This window comes from Vibrio sp. K4, from assembly GCF_051122595.1.
In the GTDB taxonomy this organism is placed as follows: domain Bacteria; phylum Pseudomonadota; class Gammaproteobacteria; order Enterobacterales; family Vibrionaceae; genus Vibrio; species Vibrio owensii.
This window is the reverse complement of sequence record NZ_CP178577.1, coordinates 3,662,622-3,683,412: the sequence shown is the minus strand read 5'-3', so window position 1 is coordinate 3,683,412 and position 20,791 is coordinate 3,662,622. Positions and strand designations below refer to the sequence as shown.

17 protein-coding genes are annotated in these 20,791 nt (G+C 48.0%); 15 read left to right on the top strand and 2 right to left on the bottom strand.

All coding sequences use genetic code 11. From position 1 onward, the window contains the following. Positions 1-110 precede the first annotated feature (110 nt). The 7 genes from ACLIIY_RS16660 (at position 111) to ACLIIY_RS16630 (ending at position 6,283) form a co-directional block, all read left to right on the top strand. A complete protein-coding gene (locus tag ACLIIY_RS16660) occupies positions 111-746 on the top strand; it encodes a response regulator (RefSeq protein ID WP_005440424.1) in 636 nt (211 codons plus the stop codon). Between the two features lie 128 nt (positions 747-874). Next, positions 875-1,501 carry a MarC family protein gene (locus ACLIIY_RS16655; protein WP_005440423.1) on the top strand — a complete coding sequence of 209 codons (627 nt, stop codon included), beginning with the start codon at positions 875-877 and terminating at the stop codon, positions 1,499-1,501. A 200-nt stretch (positions 1,502-1,701) separates the two neighbouring features. Further along, positions 1,702-1,965, top strand: coding sequence for a DUF4212 domain-containing protein (locus tag ACLIIY_RS16650; RefSeq protein ID WP_005448273.1), 264 nt, complete (start codon positions 1,702-1,704; stop codon positions 1,963-1,965). A 12-nt stretch (positions 1,966-1,977) separates the two neighbouring features. Further along, the gene (locus ACLIIY_RS16645; protein ID WP_005440419.1) at positions 1,978-3,705 is read left to right on the top strand and encodes a sodium:solute symporter family protein; all 1,728 of its coding nucleotides are present in this window, start codon (positions 1,978-1,980) and stop codon (positions 3,703-3,705) included. Between the two features lie 94 nt (positions 3,706-3,799). Beyond that, entirely contained in the window at positions 3,800-4,285 is a 486-nt protein-coding gene (locus tag ACLIIY_RS16640; RefSeq protein WP_038896825.1) for a hypothetical protein, read from the top strand. Between the two features lie 215 nt (positions 4,286-4,500). Beyond that, positions 4,501-4,881 (top strand): hypothetical protein, encoded by a 381-nt coding sequence (locus ACLIIY_RS16635; RefSeq protein WP_005440416.1) that lies wholly within the window; start codon positions 4,501-4,503, stop codon positions 4,879-4,881. 16 nt (positions 4,882-4,897) lie between these two features. Further along, complete coding sequence (locus ACLIIY_RS16630) at positions 4,898-6,283, top strand: class II fumarate hydratase (RefSeq protein WP_434527920.1); 1,386 nt, start codon at positions 4,898-4,900, stop codon at positions 6,281-6,283. Positions 6,284-6,340: 57 nt separating this feature from the next. Here the strand turns inward: ACLIIY_RS16630 and ACLIIY_RS16625 are convergent, their stop codons facing one another. Beyond that, positions 6,341-9,772 (bottom strand): hybrid sensor histidine kinase/response regulator, encoded by a 3,432-nt coding sequence (locus tag ACLIIY_RS16625; RefSeq protein ID WP_009698905.1) that lies wholly within the window; start codon positions 9,770-9,772, stop codon positions 6,341-6,343. Positions 9,773-9,916: 144 nt separating this feature from the next. Continuing rightward, a complete protein-coding gene (locus tag ACLIIY_RS16620; RefSeq protein ID WP_033006221.1) occupies positions 9,917-11,107 on the bottom strand; it encodes a 3-phenylpropionate MFS transporter in 1,191 nt (396 codons plus the stop codon). A 241-nt stretch (positions 11,108-11,348) separates the two neighbouring features. Here ACLIIY_RS16620 and ACLIIY_RS16615 point away from each other — a divergent pair, with 241 nt between their 5' ends. From ACLIIY_RS16615 to dusB, 8 genes are all read left to right on the top strand, one after another. Next, positions 11,349-13,175, top strand: coding sequence for a DUF294 nucleotidyltransferase-like domain-containing protein (locus ACLIIY_RS16615; protein WP_434527919.1), 1,827 nt, complete (start codon positions 11,349-11,351; stop codon positions 13,173-13,175). Between the two features lie 35 nt (positions 13,176-13,210). Continuing rightward, positions 13,211-13,843, top strand: a complete 633-nt coding sequence (locus tag ACLIIY_RS16610; protein ID WP_005440406.1) for a 3'-5' exonuclease — start codon at positions 13,211-13,213, stop codon at positions 13,841-13,843. 218 nt (positions 13,844-14,061) lie between these two features. Further along, entirely contained in the window at positions 14,062-16,014 is a 1,953-nt protein-coding gene (gene acs / locus ACLIIY_RS16605; RefSeq protein WP_005428764.1) for an acetate--CoA ligase, read from the top strand. A 307-nt stretch (positions 16,015-16,321) separates the two neighbouring features. Then, positions 16,322-16,771 carry a type II 3-dehydroquinate dehydratase gene (aroQ, locus tag ACLIIY_RS16600; protein WP_005428757.1) on the top strand — a complete coding sequence of 150 codons (450 nt, stop codon included), beginning with the start codon at positions 16,322-16,324 and terminating at the stop codon, positions 16,769-16,771. Between the two features lie 60 nt (positions 16,772-16,831). Then, positions 16,832-17,299: an acetyl-CoA carboxylase biotin carboxyl carrier protein gene (gene accB / locus ACLIIY_RS16595; protein ID WP_009707873.1), complete on the top strand. Its 468-nt coding sequence runs from the start codon at positions 16,832-16,834 to the stop codon at positions 17,297-17,299. A 14-nt stretch (positions 17,300-17,313) separates the two neighbouring features. Further along, positions 17,314-18,657, top strand: coding sequence for an acetyl-CoA carboxylase biotin carboxylase subunit (gene accC, locus ACLIIY_RS16590; protein WP_005440401.1), 1,344 nt, complete (start codon positions 17,314-17,316; stop codon positions 18,655-18,657). Positions 18,658-18,787: 130 nt separating this feature from the next. Further along, a complete protein-coding gene (gene prmA / locus ACLIIY_RS16585) occupies positions 18,788-19,675 on the top strand; it encodes a 50S ribosomal protein L11 methyltransferase (RefSeq protein ID WP_005440399.1) in 888 nt (295 codons plus the stop codon). Between the two features lie 139 nt (positions 19,676-19,814). Beyond that, the gene (dusB, locus tag ACLIIY_RS16580) at positions 19,815-20,783 is read left to right on the top strand and encodes a tRNA dihydrouridine synthase DusB (RefSeq protein WP_038896846.1); all 969 of its coding nucleotides are present in this window, start codon (positions 19,815-19,817) and stop codon (positions 20,781-20,783) included. The last annotated feature ends 8 nt before the right edge of the window (positions 20,784-20,791 follow it).

Sequence of the window (20,791 nt, the reverse complement as noted above, 5' to 3'; positions counted from 1 at the left end):
TTTTCTAATAAAAGTCGATTTAGTTCAGACTTTTAGCGGATAAATATTGTCCACATTCTTAAAGGTGGACAATAATTCCATTAACGAAATAGTCAAAAGTGTTTAACGTCATGGATTCGACCTACACCATTATCATCGCTGATGATCATCCGCTGTTCCGCAATGCCTTGTTCCAATCGGTACACATGGCTGTGAGTGGTGCCAACCTTCTCGAAGCGGATACGCTGGACGCTCTACTCGCGTTGCTGGAAAAAGAAGAAGAGCCAGATTTGGTGTTGTTAGATCTCAAGATGCCAGGCGCAAATGGCATGTCGGGTTTGATTCACCTTCGTGCTGAATACCCAGATCTTCCTGTGGTGGTGGTATCTGCCAGCGAAGAGCCTAGTGTGGTCACACAAGTTAAGAGTCACGGTGCGTTCGGCTTTATTCCAAAATCGAGCGACATGCGCGAGCTAGTCAATGCCCTTAACCAAGTTCTTAATGGCGACCCATACTTCCCAGAAGGCTTGATCACCAATAACGCAGCCTGTAATGACTTGGCAGAGAAAATTGCCGCACTTACCCCTCAACAATACAAAGTGTTGGGTATGCTTTCCGATGGCTTACTCAACAAACAAATCGCTTACGAACTCAATGTCTCTGAGGCGACTATCAAAGCGCACATGACCGCGATTTTCCGCAAACTGGGTGTGAAGAACCGTACTCAAGCCGTCATCCTACTGCAGCAAATGGAACCCGAGCAGTAATGTGTTAGTAAATATATCTAATTCACATTTATATGACGCAAAAAGAACAACAGACGTTAAAATAAACAGGCTGTCACACACAGCCTTTTCATCCCTCTGTTAAACCGCTAACTCTGGGAGGTCATACTTTGCTAAGTATTCTCGTCACTCAATTCGTCGTACTCTGGGCCGTCATCGACCCGATTGGTTCAGTACCCGTTTATCTATCACAAACTCAGCACCTTACGGCAAAACAGCGTCGGCTCGTCGCGTTGAAAGCCATTGCCATTTCAATGGGTGTGTTGCTGTTCTTCCTTATTGCCGGTCAGTTGTTGCTGGAAGCAATGCAAATCCCATTACCCGCGTTCCAAGCCGCCGGTGGCTTAGTGTTATTGCTGTTTGCATTGTCGATGATCTTTGGTGAAAGCAAGCCAGAACAAGAACAAAAACTGGGCGAAGAAGTCAGCCACTCCGATCTCGCTGACTTAGCCGTTTACCCTCTTGCGATCCCTTCGATTGCATCGCCGGGTGCAATGATGGCAATCGTGATGCTCACCGATAACAACCGCTACTCTTTCATCGACCAAGCAATGACCGCAGGCGTCATGATTGCGGTACTTCTGGTTACCCTATTCTTGTTACTGGGTGCAAACACGATTCAAAAAGTGATTGGTAACGTAGGCGCAGCCATCATCAGCCGCGTAATGGGGCTTATCCTTGCTGCTGTTGCACTGAATAATTTGCTGCTTGGTATAAAAGATTTCTATGTTAATTGATAAAACTCTTAGACCTTTGGCTAATTTAACATCAAATTAACATCACATTTTTATTCCCACCTCCTCTCAAACGCCCTAAAAACGGGCGTTTTTGCTTTTTAGCGTCCCGACTAAAGTTGAAAAGAGTTCTTGCCAGTGCCTTGCTAATGTACATGTTGAAACATTTTTTTAACAACAATACCAATCGTAAGGAGACGGCAATGGCATTTGAAAGCGAAGAAAGAGCCAAAGCCTACTGGGACAAGAACGTGAAGCTCATGATTACCCTGATGGTCATCTGGTTCGTAGTGTCTTTCGGCTGCGGCATTTTATTTGTCGACGTACTTAATCAATTTCAATTAGGTGGATACAAACTAGGATTCTGGTTTGCTCAACAAGGCTCCATCTATGCCTTCCTAGGTATTATTTTCTACTACGCGTGGAAGATGCGCCAAATCGACCGTGAATTCGGCGTAGATGAGTAAGGAGTAACTCAGATGGATTTGAAAACTATTACCTATCTGGTGGTTGGCGCGACGTTCGTCCTCTACATCGGTATTGCGATTTGGGCTCGTGCGGGCTCAACCAAAGAATTCTATGTAGCAGGCGGCGGTGTAAACCCTATCGCTAACGGCATGGCAACCGCAGCAGACTGGATGTCAGCAGCATCGTTCATCTCAATGGCAGGCTTGATTGCCTTCATGGGGTACGGCGGTTCGGTATTCCTGATGGGCTGGACAGGCGGTTACGTACTGCTTGCACTTCTGCTTGCGCCATACCTACGTAAGTTCGGTAAGTTTACTGTGCCAGAATTCGTAGGTGAGCGTTTCTACTCTAACGCAGCACGTATCGTAGCGGTTGTGTGTCTTATCATCGCATCGGTGACTTACGTTATCGGTCAGATGAAAGGCGTGGGCGTGGCGTTCGGTCGTTTCCTAGAAGTGGATTACTCTACGGGTCTACTGATCGGTATGTGTATCGTATTCATGTACGCCGTAATGGGCGGCATGAAAGGCATTACCTACACGCAGATTGCTCAATATTGCGTACTCATTCTTGCTTACACTATTCCTGCAATCTTTATCTCTCTGCAACTAACAGGTAACCCACTACCACAGATCGGCTTAGGTAGTACCATACAAGGCACCGATGTTTATCTACTCGATAGGCTCGACCAAGTGGTCACCGAGCTCGGCTTTAGTGAATACACCACCCAAGTTCGTGGCGACACACTAAACATGTTCGTGTACACCATGTCACTGATGATCGGTACGGCGGGTCTGCCACACGTAATCATCCGTTTCTTTACCGTACCTAAGGTTCGTGATGCACGCACATCAGCTGGTTGGGCTCTAGTTTTCATCGCTATCCTTTACACAACAGCACCTGCAGTATCTGCTATGGCGCGCCTAAACCTAATGGATACTGTTAACCCAGCTCCGGGTCAGCACCTTGCTTATGATGAGCGTCCTGACTGGTTCAAGAACTGGGAGAAAACAGGTCTACTAGGCTTTGATGATAAGAACGGCGACGGTCTGATCGAGTACACGTCAAACCCAGCAACCAATGAGCTGAAAGTTGACCGTGACATCATGGTACTAGCAAACCCAGAGATTGCTAAGCTACCTAACTGGGTTATCGCACTTGTCGCAGCAGGTGGTCTGGCGGCAGCACTATCGACAGCTGCAGGTCTACTACTGGCGATTTCGTCCGCAATATCTCATGACTTAATCAAAGGTGTGATAAATCCGAACATATCCGAGAAGAAAGAGCTGCTCGCGAGCCGAATCTCCATGGCAGTCGCCATCGCAGTCGCCGGTTACTTAGGCTTAAATCCGCCAGGGTTTGCAGCCGGTACGGTAGCGCTCGCCTTCGGTCTGGCGGCATCCTCCATCTTCCCTGCGTTGATGATGGGTATCTTCAGTAAGAGCATCAACAAAGAAGGCGCAATCGCGGGTATGATTGCAGGTATCAGTATCACGCTATTCTACGTATTCCAGCACAAAGGCATCCTATTTGTTGCTGACTGGACTTACCTACAAAGCTGGGGTCAGAACTGGTTCCTAGGCATCGAACCAAACGCATTTGGTGCAATTGGTGCCGTGTTCAACTTCGTCGTGGCATTTGCAGTATCGAAAGTAACAGCAGAAACACCACAAGAAGTAAAAGACCTAGTCGAGCACGTACGTGTACCAGCAGGCGCTGGCGGTGCGGTAGACCACTAAAACATAACGCAAACCACAAAAGCCCCGCTTGGGGCTTTTTTATTCGCTAGATTAGGTTAATTTAACCTTATGAAGTTGTAGCAAGGAAGCCAACATGTTCAAAAACAAGCACTTTATTATCGCTCTGTTGATCGCCCCAATTCTGTCTTTAATCGCTTATTTCGGTACAGACATGGCTCTGAGTGAAAAGCCTCATGCAGCTAAAGAAGGGGAAAGCTACAAACTGGCCAGCAAGTCGAATTGCCGTTATACCAGTGGCTTGTGTGATATGGAGAACGGTGACTTTAAAGTGAAGTTTCGTTCAGAAAAGCTGACTCAAGATAGCCTAGAGTTGTCTTTACATGCGGCTTATCCACTGGAAGGGGTGAAGCTTTCAGTCGTGGATAGCCAAGAGCAAAACGCACAGCCAATTGACATGACGCCAGCGGATCAAGCCGGACAAAACTGGACCATCACTTTGCCTAAGCCTGCATCAGCAGAGAGTTGGTTACGTGTTGCGATTCAATCTGAAGGCACGCTCTACTACGGTGAAACGCAAACGGCGTTTGTGAAATACGAAACCCTGTTTACGGACAAATAACTTACCAGCTCCATAAGGCTTGAAGACGCATTTGAGCCGACCTTATCTCGCGAAAGAATACCGAGCTTAATTGTAGGGATTGAGCTCTCCCACTTCAGCCGATACTGAGTCCGAGTATCGGCTTTTTTTGTTGTGTTATTTCCTTAAAAAAGCTGTGGTTGCTAATCGACAATTAATTGATAATAATTATCATTATCTTAAATATCGAGGTAACTATGGACAGCAGCCAAGCCATCTACAACGCCTTTTTTAAAGCGCAAGACCGATTCCTTCATGTGTATGCGCCAAGCGGATTCGAACCCGATGTGATTCATGATTACATCCATTGGGGTATGGTGCTGTCGTCCATCTACGATCACGATGCAGAGCACGAAAACCTGTTGCTGTGCGAGCTGTATTTGCGCCAAGTCTACTTCCATCTTCTCGACGCGATTCAAGACCCTACTCGTAGTCGTATCTTCCGCCGAGTCTGCCTCGATTCCATTCACACTCCGCTACTTTGTCTCAAACGCTACTACTACCAGTTTGAGGATGGCGACGTGAAATTTCTCTCATTACAACAACAATTACGTCTGATACAGACGCCACTCGATTAAACAAAAGGAACCTACCATGACCACGGAATTCCGTATCGAAGCGGACAGCATGGGCGAAGTCAAAGTCCCAGCCAACGCTTTGTATCAAGCCCAAACTCAACGCGCTGTCGATAACTTTACTTTCAGCAAACACACCATGCCGACAGGGTTTATTCAAGCACTCGCTCACATCAAACAAACCGCAGCGCTTACCAATGCTCAACTTGGCTTGCTAGAAGGTGATATTGCCAATGCCATCGCCGATGCCGCGCAAGCCATCATTGATGGTAAACACCTCGACCAATTCCCTATCGATGTATTCCAAACTGGCTCGGGCACCAGTTCCAACATGAATGCCAACGAAGTGATTGCAACATTGGCGTCTGAGCACCTAGGCGGAACCGTCAATCCAAATGATCACGTCAACATGGGTCAAAGCAGTAACGACGTAGTGCCTACTGCGATTCAAGTTAGCTCTGCGATTGCGATTGAAAAGCAGCTACTACCAGCACTGTCTCACCTAAGTGAAACACTAGAGACCAAGCAGCAAGCTCTGAAAGATGTGGTAAAAACAGGTCGTACGCACCTCATGGATGCGATGCCAATTACCTTCGCCCAAGAGCTTGGTGGCTGGCAATTCCAAATCGAGCACGCCAAACAAGCCATCGAACAAACACTGCCAGCTGTGAAAGCGTTAGCCCAAGGCGGAACAGCGGTAGGGACAGGGATCAACGCCGATCCACGTTTCGCCGATCTTTTTGCCGACAACCTAACGCAATCAACGCGCATCGAGTTTGCTTCAAGCAAAAACTTCTTCTTCAATCTCAGCAGTCAGGATGCGATCGTCGCCCTATCGGGGCAGCTCAAAACAGCAGCAGTTGCGATCATGAAGATCGCAAACGATCTTCGCTGGATGAACTCAGGTCCACTAGCCGGCTTAGGTGAAATCGAACTGCAAGGCTTACAACCGGGCTCTTCTATCATGCCGGGCAAAGTGAACCCTGTGATTCCAGAAGCAGCGGCCATGGCGTCTGCCCAAGTGATCGGTAACGATGCAACCATTACCGTTGCAGGTCAATCGGGTAACTTCCAACTTAACGTGATGCTACCAGTGATAGCTCACAATGTATTAGAAAGCATTGAACTGCTGTCGAACAGCGCCGTTGCTTTGGCAGACAAAGCCATTGCGACGTTTGAAGTGCGCCAAGACAACCTTGATGTTGCACTGGCGAAGAACCCGATTCTGGTCACCGCACTTAACCCTGTGATTGGCTACCTAAAAGCAGCGGAAGTGGCGAAGAAAGCCTACAAACAAGGTCGCGCTATCATTGATGTAGCGGAAGAAGAAACGGACTTAGATCGCGCAACATTAGAAAGATTGCTCGATCCAGCCAAACTGACTCAAGGCGGCGTTGCAGAATAAGCCACCGACCTATCACCCCCTTAAAGCAAAAGACCTCCAATCGGAGGTCTTTTTTTTCTAGGCGACTCGATTGAGTACCGAACGTAATTTCAAAGGTTTCACCGGTTTGGCGATAAAACTGAACCCATTGGCTTTAATGCCTTCCATCATGTCATCGGTTCGATCGGCACTGATGATCACCCCTTCAAAGCGATTACCCAGACGCAAGCGGCATTGCTGCAACACTTCTAATCCTGTTCGACCATTGTCTAAACGATAATCGGAGAAAATCACATCCGGCAGCCAATCGTCTTCGATCGCTTTCAGACTCTCAACGATGTCGGTCGCAATGCGAATATCACAGCCCCAGCGTGAGAGTAGATTTTCCATTCCAACCAGAATGTCTGGCTCATTATCGACACACAACACACGAATATGGCTCAAGTCAGATTGTGCACTCTTCACTGCTTTGACTGCCGGAATGTGCACCTTCTCTGCCTTATCTAAGGTAATCGAGAACACGCTGCCTTGACCAAACCAAGAACGCATCGAGATTTCATGCCCTAGCACTTGAGCAATCCCTTTTGAAATAGCCAAACCTAGCCCTAAACCTTGGTCAGAACGGACTTGAGTACCGCGATTAAACTCTTCGAAGATCTCTTGTTGCTTCTCTTCTTCGATGCCCATGCCGTTGTCCCATACATCAATACGCACTCGCCCTTGTACGCGACGCACACCGAGCGCCACTTTGCCATTCGGGCTATATCGGAACGCATTGGTAAGGAAGTTCTGTACCACGCGGCGTAGCAATTTCGGATCAGATTTCACCATCAAAGACGATGGGATCATGGTGAACTCAATGCCTTGTTGTTTCGCCAATGCGCTGAATTCCGCATTCAAGTTTGCCAACACATCATTGACCGCAAAACCATGCACATTAACGTCCAACTTGCCTGACTCCAAACGCGAAATATCCAGCAAATCGCCAATCAAATCTTCCGCCGCCCCTAATGCACTCTCAATGTGGGTCGACAGCTTTTGGGTTTCACTGTCTTTGGCAACTTCCGACAAGGAAGAAGCAAACAGACGAGCGGCATTCAGCGGCTGCATCAAGTCATGGCTTACCGCGGCTAAGAAGCGCGACTTGGATTGTGACTCATGCTCAGAACGTTGCGTCGCTGCCACCAGCTGTTTGTTCAGTTGTTCCAATTCACGAGTACGAGCACGAACGCGCTCTTCTAGTGTCTCATTAGCATCTTTCAGAGCTTGCTCTGCATCGCGGAACACGGTGATATCGGTAAAGCTCATCACGAAACCGCCACCGGGCATTGGGTTCCCTTGCACTTCAATTACGCGACCATCTGGACGCACACGGGAAGAGGTATGTCGCGTACCTTGTTCAAGATGATAAACACGGCGACGAACGTGATCTTCAGGGTCACCCGGACCACATAAACCTTGCTCAGCATTATGACGAATCACATCCGCAATCGGACGCCCAACCTGAATCAAACCCGGCGGGAAAACAAATAACTCCAGATAACGTTGGTTCCATGCCACCAGCCTTAGTTGCTTGTCGACTACGGCGATGCCTTGACCAATGTGTTCAATCGCACCTTGCAGCAAACCACGACTGAAATCGTACAGCTCTGAGGCTTCATCAACGATGGTCGCCACTTCCTCAAGTTGCATGTTTCTGCCCTGCAAAGCAGAAGTAAGTACTAACTTAGCTGAAGAGGCACCAAACACACCGGCAAGGACGCGTTCGGTGTGTCGAATCAAGGTAGAAGGAGCTTGTTGATTGGGAAGCAGTTCTTCGCGTTGCTGACTCCAATAGGTTTGGAAGGCGGATTTCACTCGCGTTCGTCCCACAAATCGTGACGCTAACATCTCCAGTTCACTGACCGTCACACGGCTCTGATACAAGCTGATGTTTTCACTTTCAGGCAACGGCGTACCAACGAATGATGCTGATTGTAAGCGTTCACTTATGCTTGGACGTGTAGCTAGTGATACCGCAACAAAACACGCGGTATTTGCCACTACGCTGAGGATCATGCCCCAGTCAGAAACAGCAATACCAAAACCTGCCAATAAATCAGGCGGAGTGATCAGCCAAATCAGCAAGTTGTTGCTTGCGTCGCCTGCCAGCATGTCGGTTTGGCTCATCAAAGTAATCAACCAAATGGTGAAACCCACCAGCAAACCCACATACACGCCTTTCTTGTTGCCCTGACGCCAGTACATACCGCCAAGCAGAGACGGAGCGAACTGGGTAATCGCTGCAAACGAGAGAAAACCTATCGCAGAGAGTGAGTGGATACTATCTAAAGCCTGATAAAAGCCCCATGCACCAATCAACAGAAGCAGAATAAGCCCGCGACGTATACGTAATAGCAGCGTAGAGAAGTGATGATGATTGCGTTTTGATAACTTCATCCGGCGCAAAATCAGCGGCATCACCAAATCGTTAGATACCATGATCGCTAAGGCAATGGTCGAGACGATAACCATGCCACTTGCCGCGGAAGTACCACCTAAAAATGCCAGCAAGGCGATGTCATTCGCGCCCACCGCCATCGGCACGCTGATCACGTACGTATCGGCAGGGCTACCACTCAGTAGACTTTGCCCTACCCATGCGATTGGCAGAACGAAAATGCCCATCAGAATCAGATACAACGGGAACAACCAACGCGCGACGTGTAAGTCTTGTGCGCGTTCATTCTCGACCACCATGGTATGGAATTGACGTGGCAAACAGACAATCGCCAGCATGGTTAGAATGGTGTGAATCAGCAAGGTCGGAATGTTAGGTGACTCATAGGTTTCTGCAGCAATATCGGCAAGGTGGAAGCTCTCGGTATCCATCGCGAGCCAAACAATAAACACACCCACCACTAAAAACGCCACCAACTTGAGCACTGATTCAAACGCAATCGCCATCATCATGCCGCGGTGATGTTCGGTGTTATCGATATGACGCGTACCAAACAGCATGGTGAAGATCGCCATCGCCCCGACCACAAACCAAGACACACTGTAGTTTTGGTAACTGAGATCGGATGCTAAATCTGGTGCGATGATCTCCAATCCCATGGTGATGCCGCGCAATTGCAAAGCGATATACGGAAGAATGCCTGCCACCGCGATTAAGGTGACAACTACTGCCAAGCCTTGCGATTTGCCATAGCGGGCGGCAATAAAATCGGCAATGGAGGTGATGTGCTCGCGCTTGGCAATCAAGATCAGCCGAGCGAGGACGCGCCAGCCGATGGTAAACACGATGATCGGCGCGATATAGATGGGTAGGAAGGACCAAGGATTGTTGCTCGCCTGTCCGACCGTGCCGTAGAAGGTCCACGACGTACAGTACACCGCAATCGACAAACTGTAGATCCATGGTCGCCAACGCGCTAACCATCTCTTTTGTTTGTCACCGTACCAAGCGATTAAAAACAGGATTCCCAAATACGCCAAAGAAACGGGAATCACTAGCCATCCTTGCATCCGATATCCTTTCTTACTTTTCTTGCCTTTCTTGCTGTTTTTAAAGCAAGGAATAAAAAAAACCTCTCCATAAGGGAGAGGTTTCATTTAACACTGCTTTCACAACAGAGACAAAGGTTAGTTTTTAATCTCTGTCACAGAAGCTTAATTCTGTGCTTCGGGTGCATTGGCTGAGAGATCAACCACATGACTTTCATCATTTTGAGGATCAACTTTGATAAACAGTGCAATAAAGCCCATCGCCGCCATCAACCAGAAGATATTCGCACCCCAGTGCTCGTAGCCCCAACCACTAATCACTGTCATCAACGCGATAAACGCACCCAGTGGGATTGCGTTATACAGTGCCTGCAATGCCACCATCTTGTTCTCGGCTGAGTTTTGGATGTATTGAATCGCAGCAATGTGCGCCATGGCAAACGTCACGCCGTGAAGCATTTGCACTACCACCAACGCCAAAATAGAGGTCGTAGACGCCGTCATGCCCCAACGTAGCATCACACCACCAGCAGCAACCACAAACAGAGTACGCAAAGACCAGCCAGCGAATAGACGCTTACTCAGAGCAAACACAGCAACTTCAGCTGCCACGCCCAAGCTCCATAAGTAGCCAATCACGTCTTCTGAGTGACCAGCCGCTTTCCAGTGAATCGCGCTAAAACCGTAGTACGCCGCATGGCTGCCTTGGATTAACGCCATTAATACAAGGAACTTCACGACTGGTTTATCCGTCAGCAACGCTGAGAGTTTTGGACGCTCAGAATGTTGACCTTCGCGTGTCACTGGCATTGGGTTGGTGTTACGCATTGCAAACAAGAGCGAGATAAACACACCGACCATTGCCGTGTACAAAATCATGTCAGAGCCAAACTCTGCCACCAAGTAACCCACCACAGTCGAGCCTGCAATAAAGGCAACAGAGCCCCACAAACGGGTACGACCGTAATCAAGCATTTTCAAACGAGCGTAGTAGTTCGCCATCGCATCCGACAAAGGCACGACAGGACCACAACACAAGTTAAACAAGACGGTGGCAAGTGCCATTAACCAGAAGTTGCCGCCAGTGAAAAAGTGGAAACCAACAAATATAAGGGCAGCAAAACTCAACCAACGCAATGCAGGCATAAGGTGTTCGACTTTATGCAAACGTGGGGTAAGTACCATGTTCGCCACACAGCGCGTCGCTAAACCTAGACCCACTAACAGACCAATATCTGTTGGAGAAACGCCCTGCTCTTTAAACCACAACGACCAAAATGGCAGATACACGCCATACGCAAAAAAGAATCCGAGAAAGTACTGGGAAATCCAGCCATACGGAGAGGGTTTCAACATCACTGACATCCTAAAAAACGACAAAAACTAACGACTTCCGCCACGTAAACGTTTGGGACGCGGAATTATGGATCGCAATGCGTAATAGAAAAAGGGAAGAATCGGCAACTTACCGTTTCCTCAATGGCACAGGGTCTCGAAATGCAAAATTAGATTGTGACGATTTAGACCAAAGTCGTCTGGCTTCGGCAGGGAAATTTGTCAGACTTAGAATGTGTTCCCACCAAATTTAGGTGCTCTCATGCCTGACAAATTTAATATGCAATCTCCACCGTTCGACCGCCTGACTGACGCACAGCAAAATCGACTGCGCTCGTCTCTTGATGTGGCGTACTACCGAACGCGAGATGTCATTTTAGCTTGTGGGCAAGACAACCCTCACCTGCACGTGCTGATTAAAGGTGCCGTAGAAGAGCGCTCAAAAGATCAAGGCGAAGTGTTTGCTCACTACGCTAACGACGACATGTTTGATGTGCGCTCTTTGTTTGAAGAAAGCGTGCGCCATCAGTACGTGGCACTGGAAGATACCCTCTCGTACTTGCTGCCCAAAGAAGTGTTTCTTGAGCTGTATAACGAGAACGGACAGTTCGCTGCCTACTTCGATAACAACCTATCGAAACGCCAAGCCCTCATTGAAGCGGCTCAACAGCAGCAAAACCTCGCGGAATTCATTCTGACTAAAGTCGATAGCAGTATCTATCATCCACCGATGCTATTGGCGCCTGATATGCCAATTAATCAGGTCACCAAAATACTCAAAGACAATGGCATTGATGCCGCTTTGGTTCAGCTACACCAAGATGACCCACGCCTAGAGCAATATCCATCGGCGCATCCCTACGCGATAGTGACGCGAACCAATATGCTCCACGCCGTGATGCTTGACGACCACCCACTCGATACGCCAGTGAGTAAGATTGCGACCTTCCCTGTTTATCACGTGGATGATGGTGACTTCTTGTTTAACGCCATGATCACCATGACGCGCAACCGCATGAAGCGTCTAATGGTGTGCGAAGGCAATCAAGCGGTCGGTATGCTGGATATGACGCAAATCCTCAGTGCGTTTTCCACTCACTCACACGTACTGACACTCAGCATAGCGCGAGCCAGCAGCGTGGAAGAGTTAGCCCTTGCTTCCAATCGGCAGCGTCAGTTGGTGGACAGTTTGCTGACTAACGGTATCCGCACTCGCTTCATCATGGAGCTGATTTCTGCTGTAAACGAACAAATCATCGAAAAAGCGTTTGAGCTTGTGGTGCCACCAGCACTGCACGATCACTGTTGTCTGATTGTGCTTGGCTCGGAAGGTCGTGGAGAGCAAATCCTCAAAACCGATCAAGACAATGCACTGATCATCCAAGATGGGCTGGAATGGGAACATTGCTCCGAAGTCATGCAAACCCTCACTCACACCTTGCAGCAACTGGGCTATCCACTCTGCCCAGGCAAAGTCATGGTTAACAATCCGAAGTGGGTTCGAACGCAGCAAGACTGGATTAAAACGCTCGATGGTTGGATTGCTAAAGCGCAGCCTGAACAAATCATGGATTTAGCCATCTTCAGTGATGCTCATGCGGTCGCAGGCAATCGAGAGTTGCTCACGCCTATCGCCGAGCACCTTAGAGACAGCATGAAAGATCGTATGTTGATTCTGTCCGATTTCACTCGACCTGCGCTGCAGTTTTCCGTGCCTCTTACTCTGTTTGGTAACGTAAAAAGTGCCAAGGACGGGCTGGATATTAAACGCGGCGGCATCTTCCCTATCGTACATGGCATTCGCACTTTGGCATTGGAATACGCGATTGAAGAGAAGAACACCTTCGAGCGTATCGAAGCACTGAGAAACAAGCGTATCTTAGAACCAGAAACCGCAGATAACCTCAATGAGGCGCTAAAGCTGTTCTTTAAGATTCGTTTGAACCAGCAATTGAGTAAGCAAGAAGCATTGAACAACATCGACATCAAACAGTTAGACAGGACAGAACGAGACTTGCTACGCCACAGCTTACATGTGGTGAAGAAGTTTAAGCAGTTCTTAGGCTTCCATTATCAAATCCGTGATTAGAGTCTTTTAGGCAAATAAGACGAGAGGTAACAGGGATGAATTGGCTACAAAGGAAATACTGGCATTACAAGCTGAAGGGCTCACCTTATCAGCCACTGTTTTGTTCGCCGCAAAAAGGCGAATTTGTCTCTCTCGATTGCGAAACCACCAGCTTGGACCCAAATCGAGCCGAGCTGGTTACCATCGCTGCGACCAAAATCATCGACAATCGCATCATCACCAGCAAACCGTTCGAAGTTCGACTTCGCGCCCCGCAATCACTCGATTCAGGTTCAGTGAAAATTCACCATATCCGCCACCAAGATTTGGTTGATGGCATCAGCGAAAAAGAAGCGCTCATCAAGTTACTCGACTTTATCGGCAATCGTCCTTTAGTCGGCTACCACATTCGCTACGACAAAAAGATCCTCGACCTCGCTTGTCTGAGGCACTTAGGCTTTCCACTACCTAACCCACTCATCGAAGTAAGCCAGATTTATCACGACAAGCTCGAACGTCATTTGCCTAACGCCTACTTCGACTTAAGTCTTGATGCAATTTGTAAGCACCTCGAGCTACCGATTCAAGACAAACACGACGCCCTACAAGACGCAAAATCCGCTGCCTTGGTGTATGTGCGCCTAACCAAAGGCGATTTACCAAACCTGAGCGTGCCTTATACCCAATAGGTTCAACACTCAGCTTTCGATCCACCTCCCACATTCGCTTTAAATTCAGCAATATCGCGGCGCATTCCTCACTCTCATCCTAAAGTCTAATTGTGGAAATACGCGCTGTGACTGACAGTTATATGCACAGCAACGTTCTTGATGAATCACAGACGAAAGAACGGAAACAGCCCTACAAAAGACGAAGGTCGAGAATTAAAGGCACAAGGAGAGAAGCCATGAGCGAAGCCCACGTTTATCCGGTAAAAGAAAATATTAAAAACCATACGCATGCGGATAATGACACTTACCTAGCCATGTATCAGCAGTCGGTAAGCGACCCTGAAGGCTTCTGGAGCGAACACGGTAAAGTTGTCGATTGGATTAAGCCATTCACTCAAGTTAAAAACACCTCTTTCGATACTGGTCACGTCGACATTCGTTGGTTCGAAGACGGCACGCTGAACGTATCTGCAAACTGTATTGACCGTCACCTTGCCGAGCGTGGCGATGAAGTCGCGATCATCTGGGAAGGCGATGATCCTGCTGACGACAAAACCCTCACATTCAATGAACTGCACAAAGAAGTGTGTAAGTTCTCTAACGCACTAAAAGAGCAAGGTGTGCACAAAGGCGACGTGGTTTGTCTTTACATGCCAATGGTGCCAGAAGCGGCTATCGCAATGCTGGCATGTACGCGTATTGGTGCGGTTCATACCGTGGTATTTGGTGGCTTCTCGCCAGAAGCACTGTCCGGTCGTATCATCGACTCAGATGCGAAAATCGTTATCACCGCTGACGAAGGCGTTCGTGGTGGCCGCGCAGTACCACTGAAGAAAAACGTTGATGAAGCACTGACGAACCCAGAAGTAAAAACCATCGACAAAGTTGTCGTTCTAAAACGTACGGGTGGCGACATTGATTGGCACGAGCACCGTGACGTTTGGTGGCACGAAGCAACGGCTGTCGTTTCTGACGTATGTCCACCAGAAGAGATGAAAGCGGAAGACCCTCTTTTCATTCTTTACACTTCAGGCTCAACAGGTAAGCCAAAAGGCGTGCTGCACACCACCGGTGGTTACCTAGTGTACGCGACCATGACCTTCAAGTACGTGTTCGATTACCAAGAAGGTGAAACGTTCTGGTGTACGGCGGATGTGGGTTGGATTACAGGTCACACTTACTTAATTTACGGTCCACTGGCGAACGGTGCGAAGACCATTCTGTTTGAAGGTGTACCAAACTACCCAAGCACAGCTCGCATGAGTGAAGTGGTTGATAAGCATCAAGTAAACATTCTCTACACTGCACCAACAGCGATTCGAGCACTAATGGCAAAAGGTAACGAAGCGGTAGCCGGAACATCTCGTTCAAGCTTGCGTGTAATGGGCTCAGTAGGTGAACCTATCAACCCTGAAGCATGGGAGTGGTACTACAAGACTATCGGTAATGAAAACTCACCTATCGTTGATACTTGGTGGCAAACAGAGACAGGCGGTATCTTGATTGCGCCACTACCAGGTGCAACAGACCTGAAACCAGGCTCAGCAACTCGCCCATTCTTCGGCGTACAACCTGCGCTAGTGGACAACATGGGTAACATCATTGAAGAGACCGCAGCAGAAGGTAACTTAGTGATCCTTGATTCATGGCCAGGTCAGATGCGTACTGTTTACGGTGACCACGAGCGCTTTGAGCAAACCTACTTCTCTACCTTCAAAGGCATGTACTTCACCAGTGATGGTGCTCGTCGTGACGAAGACGGCTATTACTGGATCACAGGTCGTGTAGATGACGTATTGAACGTCTCAGGTCACCGTATGGGTACCGCAGAGATTGAGTCAGCCCTGGTTGCACACGATAAGATTGCAGAAGCGGCGATTGTCGGTATTCCTCATGACATCAAAGGTCAGGCAATTTACGCATACGTCACACTTAATGATGGTGAATTCCCATCAGCCGAGCTTCACAAAGAGGTGAAAGATTGGGTACGTAAAGAGATAGGTCCAATCGCGACACCAGATGTGTTGCACTGGACAGACTCTCTACCGAAAACTCGCTCTGGTAAGATCATGCGCCGCATCCTACGTAAGATTGCAACGGGTGATACCAGCAACCTAGGTGATACTTCAACACTGGCCGATCCAAGTGTTGTAGACAAGCTAATTGCAGAGAAGGCTGAACTGGCATAACACCCAGCCCCTGTTTTAAACGCTAGCCCTAAAAGCCACCATTGCATATGGTGGCTTTTTTGTGCGTGGACGCAAAATAAACCACAGAAAGCACGTGGCAATTATGTTGTTTTTGTTAACTTGGTTACAGAAACGGCGGGGGCTATTGGGAGATTAGACCAGTAAATTGCTGCTAATTGCTGTGAATTAGCTATAATCTTGGTCGATTTTTTAAAATTTGCTCGGTTTTAACAAAAAAATCGTGCTGAATTATCGTATATTTGGGAATATAAACGTTCCACTCACGATAAAGGAAGATAGCAACATAATGTCTGCAAAGTCACGGATTCTAGTTCTAAACGGACCAAATCTTAACCTATTAGGTCTGCGTGAACCGACACATTACGGTAACAACACCCTAGCACAGATTGTTGATGCATTGACTGAACAAGCTCACAACTCTGGGGTGGAACTTGAACACCTGCAATCGAATCGTGAGTACGAACTGATTGAAGCTATCCACGCTGCGTACGGCAAAGTGGACTTCATCATCATCAACCCAGCGGCTTTCACTCATACCAGTGTCGCGCTGCGTGATGCACTACTTGGCGTAGCCATCCCATTTATCGAAGTGCACCTATCGAACGTTCACGCACGTGAGCCGTTCCGTCATCATTCTTATCTGTCTGATAAAGCAGAAGGGGTGATTTGTGGCTTGGGCGCACAAGGTTATGAATTCGCTCTGTCTGCAGCAATCGCGAAATTGCAGGCAAAGTAAACCAAACACTCTGCAGCCCTTTGGGGTTGTCTTAATCACAAGATAAAAGAGAAAGAAAAGATGGATATTCGTAAAATCAAGAAGCTAATCGAGTTAGTTGAAGAATCTGGCATTGCTGAGCTAGAAATCTCTGAAGGTGAAGAGTCAGTACGCATCAGCCGTAATGGCCCTGCATCTGCTCCAGCACCAGTTCATTACGCAGCAGCTCCAGTAGCAGCACCTGCGCCAGTGGCAGCAGCTCCAGTAGCAGACGCACCAGCAATGGCAGCAGAAGCACCAGCAGCAGTTCCTGCAGGTCACCAAGTTCTTTCTCCAATGGTTGGTACTTTCTACCGTTCTCCAAGTCCAGACGCGAAATCATTCGTTGAAGTTGGTCAGAGCGTAAATGCTGGCGACACTCTATGTATCGTTGAAGCAATGAAAATGATGAACCAAATCGAAGCGGACAAATCAGGTGTTGTAACTGCAATCCTAGTTGAAGACGGCCAGCCAGTTGAATTCGACCAACCACTAGTTGTAATCGAATAAGCGGGGCTTGCCTTATGCTAGATAAAGTAGTCATCGCGAACCGAGGTGAAATTGCACTTCGTATCCTTCGCGCTTGTAAAGAATTAGGCATTAAGACAGTGGCTGTGCACTCAACAGCTGACCGCGATCTTAAGCACGTACTACTTGCAGACGAAACAGTATGTATCGGTCCTGCTCGTGGTATCGACAGCTACCTAAACATCCCTCGTATCATTTCTGCAGCAGAAGTGACGGGTGCAATTGCGATTCACCCGGGGTACGGCTTCCTATCTGAGAACGCAGACTTTGCTGAACAAGTAGAGCGCAGCGGTTTCATCTTCGTTGGCCCTAAAGCAGACACCATCCGCATGATGGGTGACAAAGTGTCAGCAATCAACGCAATGAAAAAAGCAGGTGTTCCTTGTGTACCAGGCTCTGACGGTCCACTAGATAACGACGAAGACAAAAACAAAGCTCACGCTAAACGTATCGGCTACCCAGTAATCATCAAAGCCTCTGGTGGCGGCGGTGGTCGTGGTATGCGTGTTGTGCGTTCTGAAGCAGAACTTGTTCAAGCTATCGCTATGACGCGTGCAGAAGCAAAAGCGGCATTCAACAACGACATGGTTTACATGGAGAAATTCCTAGAAAACCCTCGTCACGTTGAAGTTCAGGTAATTGCTGATGGCCAAGGTGGCGCTATCCACCTAGGTGAACGTGACTGTTCTATGCAGCGTCGTCACCAGAAGGTTGTTGAAGAAGCTCCAGCACCAGGTATCACAGAAGAAATGCGTAAGTACATCGGTGAACGTTGTACACGTGCATGTCTAGAAATCGGTTACCGCGGCGCAGGTACGTTCGAATTCCTATACGAGAACGGTGAGTTCTACTTCATCGAAATGAACACTCGTATTCAGGTTGAGCACCCAGTAACAGAAATGGTTACTGGTGTTGACCTAATTAAAGAACAGCTACGCGTAGCAGCAGGTCAGCCACTGTCATTCACTCAGGATGACATCAAGATCCGCGGCCATGCGATTGAGTGTCGTATCAACGCAGAAGACCCAGAGCGCTTCCTACCTTCACCAGGTAAGATTGAACGCTTCCACGCGCCAGGCGGCATGGGTGTTCGTTGGGAATCTCACATTTACACAGGCTACACAGTACCACCTCATTACGATTCAATGATTGGTAAACTGATCACTTACGGTGAGAACCGTGATGTAGCGATTGCACGTATGAAGAACGCACTAGGCGAGATGATCATTGAAGGCATCAAGACTAACGTTACTCTACAAGAGTCAATCATGAATGATGAGAACTTCCAGCACGGTGGTGCAAACATTCACTACCTAGAGAAGAAGCTAGGCCTACAATAAGCCTTTGCTAACCTCATAATAAATGCCCGCATCTGTGGGCATTTTTGTTTTGTATAAAGTCTATACTCAAACAAATCGTAGAGTTCTGGTAAACTCTGCGCCACTTCATTCACTTTAAGAGCAAAAACAAATGCCTTGGATTCAAATCAAACTCAACGCGACCAATGAAAACGCTGAGCAAATCGGCGACATGCTAATGGAAGAGACTGGTGCGCTGTCTGTAACATTCCTAGACGCGCAGGATACGCCCGTATTCGAACCTCTACCAGGCGAGACTCGCTTATGGGGCGATACTGACATTCTGGCACTGTACGATGCAGAAGCAGATACAAACTTCATCATCACTCAAATCAAAGCAAGCGGCATGCTAGCGGACGATTTTGCTTACAAAGTAGAACAGCTAGAAGACAAAGACTGGGAACGCGAGTGGATGGAAAACTTCCACCCAATGAAGTTCGGCGAACGTCTATGGATTTGTCCAAGTTGGCGTGATGTTCCTGAACCAGACGCAGTTAACGTTATGCTTGATCCTGGTCTGGCTTTCGGTACGGGCACCCACCCTACGACAGCACTTTGTCTTGAATGGCTAGAGAGTTTAGATCTGTCTGGTAAAACAGTTATCGATTTTGGTTGTGGCTCAGGCATCCTTGCGATCGCAGCGATCAAACTAGGCGCAGGCAAAGTTATCGGGATCGACATTGATCCTCAAGCTCTTCAAGCTTCTCGTGATAACGCAGAGCGCAATGGTGTTGCTGACCAATTAGAAGTGTACCTTCCTCAAAACCAACCTGAAGGCCTAATCGCTGACGTGGTTGTTGCTAACATTCTTGCTGGTCCATTACGTGAACTTGCACCTATCATCAAAGGCTTGGTTAAACCAAATGGTGACCTAGCGATGTCTGGTGTTTTAGACACTCAAGCAGAAGACGTAGCGAACTATTACCGTGATGAGCTTCACATTGATCCAATCGCAGAGCAAAGCGAATGGTGTCGTATCTCCGGTCGTAAGCAAGGCTAGACAAGGTTTTCAGGGCTAATTGTTTGAATTTCATACAAATTACAAAAACAATTTGTAAATGCTCAAATATTAGTCTTTTCACGCAGTAAAAAAATGCGTAAAATGCGCGCCCTTGCTGGTACAGAACTGTGATGACGTTTTGAAAATCGGAAACTATCAACTTAAGAACAATCTAATCGTAGCCCCTATGGCTGGTGTAACGGATAGACCGTTTCGCGAGTTGTGTCTTCGCTATGGTGCGGGAATGGCCGTCAGTGAAATGATGTCTGCTAACCCGAAACTATGGGGAACGTCAAAGTCGAAACAGCGCATGGTGCATGAAGGCGAATCGGGCATTCGCTCTGTACAGATTGCCGGTTCCGATCCACAGCTTATGGCCGATGCGGCTCAATTCAGTGTTGAAAACGGTGCGCAAATCATCGACATCAACATGGGCTGCCCAGCAAAGAAAGTGAATAAGAAGCTGGCGGGTTCTGCACTGCTTCAGTACCCAGACATCATCAAAGAGATTTTGACTGCGGTAGTGGACGCGGTAGACGTTCCTGTGACGTTAAAGACCCGTACTGGCTGGAACACAGAAAATAAAAACTGTGTTCACATCGCTAAATTAGCCGAAGACTGCGGCATACAGGCTCTTGCACTGCATGGCAGAACAAAAGCGTGTATGTACAAAGGTGAGGCCGAATACGACAGCATTAAAGCGGTTAAACACGCTATATCCATTCCGGTTATCGCAAACGGTGATATCGATAGCCCGGAGAAAGCGAAGTTTGTACTGGAGTACACCGGTGCAGACGCTTTAATGATTGGACGCCCTGCCCAAGGTCGTCCTTGGATTTTCCAGGAAATCCATCACTATTTGGAAAACGGCACCACAATGGATGAGCTTCCAAGTGAGGAAGTGAAAACCATTATGCTTGGTCATGTTAACGCTCTGCATGAATTTTATGGAGAGTTCTTAGGTCCACGTATCGCGCGTAAGCACGTTGGTTGGTACCTAAAAGAGCATGAACAAGCGAGTGAGTTTCGCCGTACCTTCAATGCTATCGATGCAGCTGAGCTGCAGCTTGAGGCATTAGAGGGTTATTTTGATAACGTTGCATCATAATTAAGAGA